This window comes from Streptomyces sp. NBC_01232, assembly GCF_035989885.1.
GTDB lineage: Bacteria > Actinomycetota > Actinomycetes > Streptomycetales > Streptomycetaceae > Streptomyces.
Genome location: NZ_CP108518.1, coordinates 4,289,981 through 4,302,895 on the forward strand (window position 1 = coordinate 4,289,981; position 12,915 = coordinate 4,302,895).

The 12,915-nt window shown below is 70.3% G+C and carries 9 protein-coding genes and 1 tRNA gene; 1 reads left to right on the forward strand and 9 read right to left on the reverse strand.

The window, feature by feature from the left end; translation table 11 throughout:
- Positions 1–157: 157 nt before the first annotated feature.
- The 6 genes from pknB to OG444_RS19850 form a co-directional block, all read right to left on the reverse strand.
- Positions 158–2,191: a Stk1 family PASTA domain-containing Ser/Thr kinase gene (gene pknB / locus OG444_RS19825; RefSeq protein ID WP_327263417.1), complete on the reverse strand. Its 2,034-nt coding sequence runs from the start codon at positions 2,189–2,191 to the stop codon at positions 158–160.
- Between the two features lie 195 nt (positions 2,192–2,386).
- Positions 2,387–3,850, reverse strand: coding sequence for a peptidoglycan D,D-transpeptidase FtsI family protein (locus OG444_RS19830; protein WP_327263418.1), 1,464 nt, complete (start codon positions 3,848–3,850; stop codon positions 2,387–2,389).
- Positions 3,847–5,283 carry an FtsW/RodA/SpoVE family cell cycle protein gene (locus tag OG444_RS19835; RefSeq protein WP_327263419.1) on the reverse strand — a complete coding sequence of 479 codons (1,437 nt, stop codon included), beginning with the start codon at positions 5,281–5,283 and terminating at the stop codon, positions 3,847–3,849. Before OG444_RS19835 ends, OG444_RS19830 begins: the two co-directional genes overlap by 4 nt.
- 34 nt (positions 5,284–5,317) lie before the next feature.
- On the reverse strand, positions 5,318–6,832 hold the full coding sequence (locus tag OG444_RS19840; RefSeq protein ID WP_327263420.1) for a PP2C family protein-serine/threonine phosphatase: 1,515 nt from the start codon (positions 6,830–6,832) through the stop codon (positions 5,318–5,320).
- A gap of 93 nt (positions 6,833–6,925) precedes the next feature.
- Positions 6,926–7,429: an FHA domain-containing protein FhaB/FipA gene (locus OG444_RS19845; protein ID WP_327263421.1), complete on the reverse strand. Its 504-nt coding sequence runs from the start codon at positions 7,427–7,429 to the stop codon at positions 6,926–6,928.
- Positions 7,430–7,439: 10 nt separating this feature from the next.
- Positions 7,440–8,309 carry a DUF3662 and FHA domain-containing protein gene (locus tag OG444_RS19850; protein ID WP_327263422.1) on the reverse strand — a complete coding sequence of 290 codons (870 nt, stop codon included), beginning with the start codon at positions 8,307–8,309 and terminating at the stop codon, positions 7,440–7,442.
- 293 nt (positions 8,310–8,602) lie between these two features.
- On the opposite strand from OG444_RS19850, the gene OG444_RS19855 reads away from it, so the two are divergent.
- Positions 8,603–8,685 (forward strand) — tRNA-Leu (locus tag OG444_RS19855).
- A gap of 103 nt (positions 8,686–8,788) precedes the next feature.
- Here the strand turns inward: OG444_RS19855 and OG444_RS19860 are convergent.
- Genes OG444_RS19860 through OG444_RS19870 form a run of 3 tightly spaced genes read right to left on the reverse strand, consistent with a single transcriptional unit; the run spans position 8,789 to position 12,852 of the window.
- Entirely contained in the window at positions 8,789–9,457 is a 669-nt protein-coding gene (locus OG444_RS19860; protein WP_327263423.1) for a response regulator transcription factor, read from the reverse strand.
- A 1-nt stretch (position 9,458) separates the two neighbouring features.
- Entirely contained in the window at positions 9,459–10,634 is a 1,176-nt protein-coding gene (locus OG444_RS19865) for a sensor histidine kinase (protein ID WP_327263424.1), read from the reverse strand.
- 4 nt (positions 10,635–10,638) lie between these two features.
- Complete coding sequence (locus OG444_RS19870) at positions 10,639–12,852, reverse strand: MMPL family transporter (protein WP_327263425.1); 2,214 nt, start codon at positions 12,850–12,852, stop codon at positions 10,639–10,641.
- Positions 12,853–12,915: the final 63 nt, after the last annotated feature.

Genomic DNA, 12,915 nt, shown 5'->3' on the forward strand with positions numbered 1-12,915 from the left:
CAGAAGGCCCCTGTGGGCCGCGCCGGCACCTCGGTGGCCCCATGAGGCCCACCCGCCCCGGCGGGGCCGCAGGCGGCCGTACAGGGGCGGGGTGCACAAAGGTCCGGCCTCCTCCTCCCCGGGAACGGGAGGAGGAGGCCGGACCTCTGTGGTCGCGCTAGTTGTTGCGGCCCAGGCCGCCGATGAAGCCGCCACCGCCGCCGTTGTTGTTGCCGCCCTGCTGCTGGCCGCCCGTGGTGATCACGTTGACGGCCTGGCCCGAGTTGACCGGGGTGCCGGGCTGCGGATCGGTGGCCACCACGAACGCGTTGTCGTCGGACGGGCCGGCGACGATGCCCACCTTCAGGTTGGCGCGCCGCAGGTCGTCCTTGTACTGGCCGAGGGTCCGGCCGGCGAAGTTCGGGACGACCGATGCCTGCGAGGCCTTGGCGATGGTGATGTTCACCGTCTTGCCCACCTCGAGCTGCTGGCCCGGCGGCCACTGCTGGTCGACGACCGTGCCCGGTACCGCTCCGGGCGAGTCGGACTCCGTCACGCTGCCGAGCCTGAGCTTGGCGTCCGTGAGGGCCTTGACCGCCTCGTCCTTCTTCTTGCCCCGCAGGTCGGGGACCTCGGCCTTGGTGATCTCCTTGGCGACGGTCAGCATGACGACGGTGTTCCGCTCCGCCTCGCCGCCGCCCTTGGGGTTCTGCTCCAGGACGGTGCCGGCGGTGCGCTCGGACTCCTGGGGCTTGCGGTCGACCTGGAAGCCCTTCGCCTTGAGCGCCTTCTCCGCCTCTTCGAACTTGAGGTTCACGACGTCGGGGACCGACTCCTTGGGCGCGCCCGTGGAGATCGTCACCGTGACCGTGGTGCCCTCCGCGACATTGATGCCGGCCGCGGGGTCCTGCTTGCAGACATTGCCCTTGGGCTGGTCCTCGCAGGGCGCGTCCGGGCCCTTGGCCACGACGAGTCCGACGTTGACGGCGCTCTTCGTCGCCTGCTCCAGGGTCTGGCCGACGAGCTTGGGCACGGCGGGCCGGTTGTCGGCGCCCTCGCCGCCGAACAGGGAGCGGCCGATGAGGATGGCGCCGACGAGGACGAGGATGCCCGCCGCCACGAGCAGGACGGTGGACGCCTTGCTCTTCTTCTGGCGGCGGTTGGATCCCTGGTCGTAGCCGCCCTGGCCCTGGTCGCCGTAGCCGTATCCGCCGTCGCCCGGGGGCATGGGCGGCATCATCGACGTCTGGCCGCCGGGGTCGGTGGTGCGCAGGGCGGCCGTGGGCTGGTCGTAGCCCTGGTGCCCGTAGCCGTGGCCCTGGTCGGGGTAGCCGTAACCGGCCGCGCCCATGGAGGCGGTGGCGGCGACGGGCTGGCCGTCGAGGCAGGCCTCGATGTCGGCGCGCATCTCGTCGGCCGACTGGTAGCGGTAATCGGGGTCCTTGACCAGTGCCTTGAGGACGATGGCGTCCATCTCGGGCGTGATCTCGGGGTCGAAGTTCGACGGCGGCTGCGGCTCTTCCCGTACGTGCTGGTAGGCGACGGCCACGGGGGAGTCGCCGACGAACGGGGGCCGGACGCTGAGGAGCTCGTAGAGCAGGCAGCCCGCGGAGTAGAGGTCGGAGCGCGCGTCGACCTGCTCGCCCTTGGCCTGCTCCGGCGAGAGGTACTGGGCGGTGCCGATGACGGCCGCCGTCTGCGTCATGGTCATGCCGGAGTCGCCCATGGCGCGGGCGATGCCGAAGTCCATGACCTTGACCTGGCCGGTCCGCGTGAGCATCACGTTCGCGGGCTTGATGTCGCGGTGCACGATGCCGGCACGGTGCGAGTACTCGAGGGCCTGGAGGATGCCGATGCACATCTCCAGCGTGCGCTCGGGCAGCAGCTTGCGGCCCGAGTGCAGCAGCTCGCGCAGTGTGGAACCGTCGACGTACTCCATCACGATGTACGGGATGGAGATGTTGTCGACGTAGTCCTCGCCGGTGTCGTAGACCGCGACGATCGCCGGATGGTTCAGGGACGCGGCCGACTGGGCCTCGCGCCGGAACCGGGCCTGGAAGGACGGGTCACGGGCGAGATCGGCACGCAGGGTCTTGACGGCGACGGTACGGCCGAGCCGGGTGTCGTGGGCGAGGTAGACCTCGGCCATGCCACCACGGCCGAGCACGTGGCTCAGCTCGTACCGGCCGCCGAGGCGACGCGGCTCTTCCATAACGTTGCAGCCCTCTCCGTCAGTCCCGACCGCACCTGTGTGTGGTCCGGCGGTGTGCTGTTCGCGCAAAGGCTACCGGCCGATCGTCCGTGATCGGTTCGGGGCCACAGGCTGATACTGGACAGGTACCGTACGCTCGGATCCGGGCGGGATTCAGTGATGTGCGTCACTCCGCTCCGGACCGTCGCGGCCCGGTTACCCCTGGCTCTTCAGGACCGCTTCCATGACCGCCTTGGCGACGGGGGCGGCGAGACCGCCACCGCTGATGTCCTCGCGGTCGGCCTCGCTGTCCTCGATCACGACGGCGACGGCGACGGGCGAGCTCTTGTCCGGGGTCTCGGCGTAGGAGATGAACCAGGCGTACGGGCGCTTCTTGTTGCCCTCGCCGTGCTGCGCGGTACCGGTCTTCCCGCCGACCGTCACGCCCTTCATCTTCGCCTTGCCACCGGTGCCGTTCTCGACGACGTTGACCATCATCTGCTGCACCTTCTCCGCGTTGGCGGCGGAGAGCGGGCGGCTCATCTCCTGGGGATCGTGCTTCTCGATCATGTCCAGGTTGGGAGCCGTGAGGTGGTCGACCATGTACGGCTTCATCAGCTTGCCGTCGTTGGCGATCGCCGCGGTGACCATGGCCATCTGGAGCGGGGTGGCGGCGGTGTTGAACTGCCCGATCGAGCTCTGGGCGTTGCCGTCCTTGCCCATCTTCTTGTCGTAGATGCTGGCGAACGCGCGGACCGGAATATCGATCTTGTCGTTGTTGAAGCCGAACTTCTCCGACGTCTCCACCATCTTGTCGCGGGTGACCTTGTCGCCCATGTTCGCGAAGACGGAGTTGCAGGACACCTCGAGGGCCTTGTTCAGGCTCGCCTTCTCGCAGCCCTGGGCGTGGTTGACCATCACGGTCTTGGTGCCGGGCAGGAAGTACGGCTCGGGGGTGTCCGTCGGGGCGTTGATGTCCGAGACGACGCCGTGCTCCAGCGCGGCGGCCGCCGTGACCACCTTGAAGGTGGAGCCCGGCGGGTAGGTCTCGCGCAGGGCGCGGTTGACGAGGTTCTTGTCCTCGCTGTCCTTCAGCTCGACCCAGGCCTTCTCGTCGTCCTTGGAGTTGCCCGCGAAGCGCCCGGGGTCGTACGAGGGGGTGGAGACCAGGGCCAGGATGGCGCCGGTGCGCGGGTCGATGGCCGCGACGGCGCCCTTCTTCTTGCCCAGCGCCTCGAACGCCGCCTTCTGGGCCTCGGGGTTGAGCGTGGTGACGACGTTGCCGCCCTGCTTCTTCTCCCCGGTGAACATGCCGATGGTGCGGTCGAAGAACAGCCGGTCGTCGTTGCCGGTGAGGATGCCGTCCTCGAGCGATTCCAGCTGGGTGGAGCCGAAGGCCTGCGAGGCGTACCCGGTGACGGGGGCCCACAGCTCGCCGTTGGTGTAGGTCCGCTTGTACTTGTAGTCGCTGCCGTTGGTGACCGTGGAGCCGGTGATCGGATCGCCCCCGACGATGATGTTGCCCCGCTCGGTCGCGTACTGGGCGATCTGGACCCGTCGGTTCTCCTTGCGGGTGCTGAGCTCCTCGGCCTGCACGTACTGCAGCCAGTTGGTGCGGATCAGCAGCGCGAGGACGAGCAGCCCGCAGAACAGCGAGATGCGGCGCAGGGGCTTGTTCATGACGGACGGACCACCTGGGTCATCTCGGAGTCGGGGGACGGGGCGGGGGCCGGTGCGGGGCGGCGTGCGGTGTCGCTGATCCGGATGAGGACGGCGATGAGGATCCAGTTCGCGAGGACGGAGGAACCGCCCGACGCGAGGAAGGGCATCGTCATGCCGGTGAGGGGGATGAGGCCCATGACTCCGCCGGCGACCACGAAGATCTGGAGCGCGAAGGCACCGGAGAGGCCGATGGCGAAGAGCTTGCCGAAGGGGTCGCGGGCGGCGAGGGCGGTGCGCACGCCCCGCTCGATGATGAGCCCGTAGATCAGCAGGCAGGCCATGACCCCGGCGAGGCCGAGTTCCTCGCCGACGGTGGAGAAGATGAAGTCGGAGTTCGCGGCGAAGCCGATGAGGTCGGAATTGCCCTGCCCCCAGCCGGTGCCGAGGACACCGCCGGAGCCGAAGCTCATGATCGACTGGGCGATCTGCTCGCAGGCCCCGGCGTCGGTGCCTCTGCGCTGCCAGCAGCCGAAGGGGTCCATCCAGGCGCTGACGCGGGCTCCGACGTGGCTGGAGAACCCGGCGACGACGACGGCGCCGCCGACCGACATCAGCAGGCCGATGACGATCCAGCTGGTCCGCTCGGTGGCCACGTACAGCATGATCACGAACATGCCGAAGTACAGCAGGGAGGAGCCGAGGTCGTTCTCGAAGATCAGGATGAGCAGGCTCATCGCCCAGATCACCAGGATCGGGCCGAGGTCGCGGCCGCGCGGCAGGTAGAGGCCCATGAACCGGCGGGAGGCCAGGGCCAGGGCGTCGCGCTTGACCATCAGGTAGCCGGCGAAGAACACCGCGAGGACGATCTTCGCGAACTCACCGGGCTGGATGGAGAATCCGGCGACGCGGATCCAGATCTTGGCGCCGAAGACGTCGGCGCCGAGGCCGGGGACGAGCGGCAGGAGCAGCAGCACCAGGGCCGCGACCATCGAGATGTAGGTGAACCTCTGCAGGACGCGGTGGTCCTTGAGGACCAGCAGGACTCCCGCGAACAGTGCGATGGCCAGCGCCGTGTAGAGCAGCTGGTTGGGCGCGGAGGGGGAGAAGGCGCCGTAGGAGCGCTTGGCGAGGTTCTGCAGGCGCTCGGACTGGTCCAGGCGCCAGATCAGGACGAGGCCCAGCCCGTTGAGGAGCGTGGCCAGCGGCAGCAGCAGCGGGTCGGCGTACTTGGCGTACCGGCGCACGACGAGGTGCGCGGCCCCGGCGAGGGCGCCGAGGCCGAGACCGTAGAGAACCATGCCGGGCGGCAGGGTGCCGTTGATCGCGAGGCCCACGTTGGCGTAGGCGAACATCGGGATGAGCACGGCGAAACCGAGCAGCATCAGCTCGGTGTTCCGCCTGCTCGGCAGCTCGATGGCGCCGATGGTGGTCGTATTGGTGACAACGCTCATGGTGTGGCAGGCCCCCTGCGCCCGCGTATGTCTACTACTTCCCGCACAGCCCGACCATTTGCTGCTCCTCGGGAGTCAGGCTGGGGGCGGGCGTCTGGCTGTTCTGCGCCTCGGCGTTGCGGCGCTCCTCGTCCTTCTTGCAGGCGGACACCTGGACGCCGAGATCGTCGAGCTTCTTGCGGGCGGCGTCGAGGCTGCCTTCGCTGATGGTGGCCTCGACGAGCTTCCGCTTGAAGGGCGGCAGGTACTTCAGTTCGATGTCGGGGCGGTCGGTCTCCACCTTGGAGAGCTCCAGCGGCCCCAGCTTCGGGCTGATGCCGCGGAAGAGCGCGATGTGCTCGCCCTTCACGCCGACGTAGAACTGCGTCTGGGTCCAGCGCCAGCCCGCGTAGAGGCCGCCGCCGATGACGCCGGCCACGATGAGCAGGGTCAGCGTACGGGTGGTCCACTTGCGCCCTTTGCTGCGGCGCCTGCGGGGGTGGTTGTACGTGTCCTCGTAGCCGGAGTCGGCGTCGTAGGCGTCGGCCTCGCCGAAGCTGCCGTAGCCGTTGCCGCCGCCCTGGCCCTGGTCCGCGTACCCGTAGCCGGGGGCCTCGCCGCTGCCGGGCGGACCGAAGGCGCCGGGAGGCGGGGACTGGCGGCCGAGGCCCGAGGCCCGGCCGGCCGGGGTCTGCATGGCGTTGCCGCCGTCGAAGAGCTGGTGCTGGTTCTCGGCGACCGCGCCGACGACCACCGGGGTGTCGCTGACCTGGGCGGCGAGCGTGTCGCCGCTGTCGGTGTCGAGGACATCGGCGACGATGCAGGTGATGTTGTCGGGTCCGCCGCCGCGCAGCGCGAGCTGGATCAGGGACTGCACGGTCTCGCGGGGGCCGTGGTAGTCGGCGAGGGTCTCCTCCAGGGTCTGGTGGGAGACGACGCCGGAGAGCCCGTCGGAGCAGATCAGGTAGCGGTCACCGGCCCGGACCTCACGGATGGAGAGGTCGGGCTCGACGATGTCGCCACTGCCCAGCGCGCGCATCAGCAGGGAGCGCTGCGGGTGGGTGGTGGCCTCCTCCTCCGTGATCCGCCCCTCGTCGACGAGGCGCTGCACCCAGGTGTGGTCCTGGGTGATCTGGGTGAGGACGCCGTCGCGGAGCAGATAGGCGCGGGAGTCGCCGACGTGAACGAGTCCGAGGCGCTGACCGGTCCACAGCAGGGCGGTCAGGGTGGTCCCCATGCCCTCGAGCTGGGGGTCTTCCTCGACCATCACGCGCAGCTGGTCGTTGGCGCGCTGCACGGCCGTGGCGAGCGAGGTGAGGATGTCGGAGCCCGGGACGTCGTCGTCGAGCTGCACGAGGGTGGAGATCACCTCGGAGCTCGCGACCTCGCCGGCGGCCTGGCCTCCCATGCCGTCGGCGATCGCGAGGAGACGGGGCCCGGCGTAGCCGGAGTCCTCGTTCCCCTCACGGATCATGCCCTTGTGTGATCCGGCGGCGAACCGCAAGGACAGACTCATGCGCACCTGCCCTGTCGACGAAGCTGCCTCCGGGTACAACCGGTCTCGAGCCACACTGCCCACCCTCCGGTCGGGAGCGCGCTCGGGTCCGTGTCCTCGGTGGGACGGATCGCCGCGCCGCGCTCGCTCCGCTCGCTCATTCTCGTACTACTTCCGCAGCTCGATGACGGTCTTGCCGATGCGGATCGGTGCGCCCGGCGGAATGGGCGTCGGGGTGGTCAGCCGGGTCCGGTCGAGATACGTGCCGTTGGTGGACCCGAGATCCTCGACGATCCACTGGCCGTCACGGTCGGGATAGATCCTGGCATGACGGCTGGACGCGTAGTCGTCGTCCAGCACGATCGTGGAGTCGTGCGCGCGGCCCAGCGTGATCGTCTGGCCGGCGAGGGCCACCGTGGTTCCGGTGAGGATGCCCTCGGAGACGACGAGCTTGGTGGGTGCGCCGCGCCGCTGGCGCTGCTGTGGAGGCGCGGCCTGGCGGCCCGCCTGCTGCGGGGCGCCGGCGGCGCCCGCGGCGCCACGACGGGAGCCGCGTTGGGTCACGCGCGTCCCGAAGAGATCGCTGCGAATGACCTGTACGGCCACGATGACGAACAGCCACAGAACGGCCAGGAAACCCAACCGCATGACCGTCAGGGTCAGCTCTGACATTGCCCCCGCTTCACCCTTCGGCTTGCCGGTAAATGATGGTGGTGCTGCCCACGACGATCCGCGAGCCGTCGCGGAGCGTAGCGCGGGTGGTGTGCTGCCCGTCCACCACGATGCCGTTGGTGGACCCGAGATCCTGGATCGTCGAGGGCGTTCCGGTCCGGATCTCACAGTGCCGACGGGATACGCCGGGGTCGTCGATCCGCACGTCGGCTTCCGTGCTTCGGCCGAGTACGAGCGTGGGGCGCGAGATCTGGTGGCGGGTGCCGTTGATCTCGATCCAGTGGCGCCGGGCGCCGCCCGGGCCCGCCACGGGAGGGACTCCGACGGGTCCGCCGGGAGCGGGCCGTCGCGCGCCGGGTCCGCCCGGGGGCGGGGCGCTGGGCATGGGCGGGGCCGCGACCGGGGGGTACCCGTAGCCGCCCTGCTCCGCCGGGGGGTACCCGTAACCGCCCTGGCCGGCCTGACCGCCCTGCTGCCCGCCCTGGGGGGCCTGCGGCTGGGAGGTGCTGGAGGCGAGGGTGCGGCTGCGGACCCGGTAGAGCCCGGTGTCGAGGTCTTCGGCCTTCTCCAGGTTGACCTTGATGGGGCCCATGAAGCTGTAGCGCTGCTGCTTGGCGTAGTCGCGCACGAGGCCCGCGAGCTCGTCGCCGAGCTGCCCGGAGTAGGGGCTCAGGCGGTCGTAGTCCCCGGCACTGAGCTCGACGATGAAGTCGTTGGGGACGACGGTCCGCTCGCGGTTCCAGATGGTGGCGTTGTTGTCGCACTCCCGCTGGAGGGCTCCGGCGATCTCCACCGGCTGGACCTCGGACTTGAACACCTTGGCGAAGGTGCCGTTCACCAGACCTTCGAGTCGCTGCTCGAACCGCTTCAGGACTCCCATGGGGCACCTCCTCCGTAGCTGTCGCCCTGTACTGCTTACTGATCGTATCCACGCGTGGCGGATTCAGGTGGTTCCCCAGCGCACCTGTGAGGACGAGTGTTGGTCCTCACAAGCGATCGTAGGGGCGCCCAAGGGACAGTGTCCCGCACCGGGAGCGGAGTGCGGGAGGGGCAGTCCGTACCGGGGTGCGGGGGTGCCCGGAAAGCGATGTGAATCCACCCCGTTCTCCGTGCTAATCTTTCGACGTCGCCAGGGGAAAGGCCCGAAAGGGAAGATCCACTGGGGTGCTGCTCGGGCGAGTGGCGGAACGGCAGACGCGCTGGCTTCAGGTGCCAGTGTCCTTCGGGACGTGGGGGTTCAAATCCCCCCTCGCCCACAGACAGAACCCCCGCTCCGGAGAGATCCGGAGCGGGGGTTCTTCGTTGTGCCCGTCCGTTTCACCCGTTTCCGCCCGCGCCCGCCGGCAGGGGTGGCCAGGGTCACAGTGCGCCGCCGGGACGGTCGCGGTCGGGGCGGGTCAGCAGGCCCCGTTCCATGGCGGTCACCACCGCGTGGGTGCGGTCGCTGACGTCCAGCTTGGCGAAGACCCGCAGCAGGTGGGTCTTGACCGTGGCCTCGGCGATGACCAGACGGCGGCCGATGTCGGAGTTCGACAGGCCGTCCGCCACCGCGCTCAGTACGTCCAGTTCGCGGGCGGTCAGGGCCACCGGGGCGGGCTGCCGCATCCGGGCCACCAGCCGCTCCGCCACCCGCGGGGCCAGCACGGTCTCGCCCCGGGCCGCCGAGTGGATGGCGCTCACGAGCTGTTCGCGGGTGGTGTCCTTCAGCAGGTAGCCGATCGCGCCGGCCTCGACGGCCCGCTCGATCTCCACGTCCGTGTCGTACGTGGTGAGGATGAGCACGCGGGTCGTGACCGGGGCGGCCACGATCGCGGCGGTGGCCGCGACCCCGTCCATGACCGGCATCCGCAGGTCGATCAGGGCCACGTCGGGCCGCAGGTCGCCGACGAGGGCGACGGCCTCCTGCCCGTTGTCGGCCTCGCCGACGATGGCGATGGAGGGCTCGGGGGCGAGGAGGGCGACGACGCCGGCCCGCATCACCGTGTGGTCGTCCACGACGATGACCCGGATGCGTCCGCTCGTCTCCATGTCAGGCTCCGTTCGTGTGGATCGTGGCGAGGATGCGGGTGCCGTCCCCGGGGGAACTGGTCACGGTGAGGTCGCCGTCCAGCTCGGCGAGGCGCTTGCGCATGCCGTCGAGACCGAAGCCGCGGGAGTCCTCGACGACGAAGCCGTTCCCGTCGTCGGTGATCTCCAGCTCGATGGCGTGCGGGTGCTGGGTGAGGACCACACCGACCGTGGTGGCACGGGCGTGCTTGCGCACGTTGGCCAGCGACTCCTGGGTGCAGCGCAGCAGGGCGATCCGGGTCTGCTGGTCGCAGGTGACGTCCGGCGGCAATTCCGCCTCGACGGTCAGGCCGGTGTCCTGAGTGAACCGGTCCAGGGTGCGGCGCAGGGTGACCGCGACCGAGCCGGGGGCCAGACCGCTCTGCGGGGCGGAGCCGACCAGTACCCGGGCCTCGGCGAAGTTCTCGCGGGCGGTCTGCTCGATGGAGACCAGCTGCTGCCCGGTGCGCTCCGGGTCCGACGCGACGGTCGAGCGGGCCGCCTCCGCCAGCACGATGATGGAGGCGAAGCCCTGGGCGAGGGTGTCGTGGATCTCCCGGGCCATCCGTTCCCGCTCGTCCGCCGCGCCCTGCCGCCGGTGGGCCTCGGCCAGCCGGGCCTGGGTGCTCTCCAGCTCGGCGCCCAGCAGTCCGGCCCGGGCGTCGCCGTCGGCCACGAGACGGTGGATCAGGAGGCCGGTCAGCACCGAGGCGGCGTACCCGATGAAGACGAAGACCACGTTCCCGGTCAGGGACTCGTCGCTGCGCAGGGTGCTGCCGACGACGGTGGCCGCGGCGGCCGCGCCGCTGAGGACGATCGCGGCGCGGGTGGAGGTGGCGAAGAGCCAGAACTGCGGGAGGGAGACGATGAACAGGGCCGCCCCGCCGCCCGGGAGGCCGCCCATGGCCCCCAGGCCGAGGGCCAGGAGGGCCAGGTACGCCTGGGGACGCAGCACCGGATTGTCCGGGAACCGTCGTACCGCGGTGTAGCAGGAGGCGAGTACCGCCAGGAGGGCCAGGGCCCCCCACTTGGGTGCTCCCGAGTCGTTCTCCACCCCGACGACGGAGGGGATGAGTCCGAGGAGCGCCCAGGCCGCCGTGTACCAGCCGATGAACTTCTGGACGGTCAACCGGTCGATGGGCTGCGGCCGTTCGCTCATGACGTCAGCCTACGGTCGCCGGCTGAGGTTCCGCTGAAGCCTGCGCGCGGACCTTGCGCATCCCGCGCGACGGCCACCAGTTCCACTCACCGAGGAGCAGCATGAGCGAGGGGAGGATCAGGATGCGGATCACGAAGGCGTCGAGCAGGACCGCCGCCGCGAGGCTGAAGCCGATCTGCTTCATCTCGATCAGGTGCAGGGCGGCGAAGCTGGCGAAGACGGTGACCATGACCACGGCGGCGCTGGTGACCACGCCGGCGGAGCTGCCGATGCCCTCCAGGACGGCCTGGCGCGTCGGGGTGCCGTTCATGGCGGCCTCCCGGATCCGGCTGATCACGAAGACCTGGTAGTCCATCGAGAGCCCGAAGAGGATCACGAAGAGGAAGAGCGGTACCCGGGCCCCGATGGAGCCGGTGGATTCGAAGACGAGGATGCCCTCGGCCCATTCGTTCTGGAAGACGAGGACCAGCAGGCCGAGCGAGGCGAGCGCCGAGAGCAGGTTGAGGACGATGCCGATCAGGCCGAGGACGAGGGAGCGGAAGGCCCAGACGGTCATGACGAAGGTGACGAGCAGCAGCGCGCCGATGATCAGCGGGAGCTTCTCCTTCTGGTGTGCGGGGTAGTCGGCGTTGCGGGCCACGTCTCCGGTGACGGCGGTCTCGGTGCCGGTGAGCCGGCCGGTGGTGGCGGGGATGAGCTCGGCGCGCAGGTTCCGCAGGGAGGTGTGGGCCTCGGCGCTGCCGACGGGGTGGGCGACCGCCATCTCCAGCATGGTGATCCGGCCGTCGGGGGAGGTGCGCAGGACGGGCCTGCCGCTGATGGCGGGGTCCTCGGCGGTGGCGCGGTCGGCGAGTTCGGTGAGGGCCGCGGTCACCTCGCCGCGGCGGTCGGCGTCGGCCTTGACGAGGACCTGGTGCGTGGAGTGGAGCTCGGGGTAGGCGGCCATCGCCCGGTCGTAGATCTGCATGGCGGGGATGGCACGGGAGTGGGTGTCGCGGCCCATCTCGGTGAGGTTCAGGTTCAGTACCGGCAGGGCGAGGGCGACCATGGCGAGGGTGGCCACGGCCAGGGTGGCGACGGGGTGCCTGGTGGTGGGCCGCAGGACGGCCGCGGTGATCCGGCCGCCGCCGGTCTTCGCCTTCTTGACGCGCAGGGTACGGCCCTTGGCGGCGGCGCGGGCCTCCTTGCGGGCCCGGCGGCGGTCGGCGCGCTCGCCGAGCTTGGCCAGCAGTGCGGGCAGGACGGTCAGCGAGCTCAGGACGGCGACCAGGGTGACGACGATGGCCCCGGTGGCGATGGAGGAGAAGATCACGTCGTCGGCGAGGAACAGGGTGGCGCTGGAGATGGCGACGGCGAGCCCGGAGACGACGACGGCCCGGCCGGAGGTGGCGGCGGCCAGTTCGACGACCGCCTGCGGGGAGAGGCGGCCGCCGGCCCTGGCCCGCTCCTCGCGCTCCCGCTTGAGGTAGAAGAGCGTGTAGTCCACGCCGACGGCCAGGCCGATCAGCAGGATCACGTTGGTGCCGACGCCGGCGTCCGGGAAGAGGTGCGAGGCGAGCATCGACAGCCCGACGGCGGAGATGATCGAGGAGAGCGCCAGCAGCAGTGGGACGAGGGCCATGGCGATGGAGCTGAAGACGATCAGCAGGGTGATCAGGGTGACGGGGAGGGCGATGATCTCCGTACGGGCCAGGTCGTCGTCGCGCAGGCCGTCGACGCCCTTGCTGATCGAGGGCGAGCCGACCTCCTCCACCCAGAGCCCGGGGTAGGCCTCCTGGACGGCGCCGGTCTGCGCGAGGAGGGCGTCCACGTGCTTCTTGGCGTCGAACTCGGCGCCCTTCATGGTGACGTCCACGCGGAGGGCGGAGCCGTCGGCGGCGGGCACCGGGTCGCCGACCGCCGCCACCTCGGGAAGCGCGGCCATCCGGGCGCCGATGTCGCGGGCGGCGGCCTCGGCCAGGGCCGGGTCCAGGGCGCCGGCGCCGGGCTTGGCGTGGATCAGTACCCGCTCCGTGGGCTTCAGCTGGAGGCCGCCCTCGGCGGCGATGGCCTCGGCCCGGCCGGCCTCGCCGATGCGGAAGTCCTCGCTGGCCGCGGGGTTGGACCCGATCGCGATGCCCGCCCCCAGGCAGAGGACCACGAAGAGGAGCCAGCCGGTGATGGCCCGCCAGGGGTTGCGGGCACTCCATCGAGCGATGCGTACGGTGGGGTTCGTCATGACATACATGCTGGTCGGAGCAGGTATGTCGGCGACAGGCTCGACCGGTTGAACCTTGGGTCC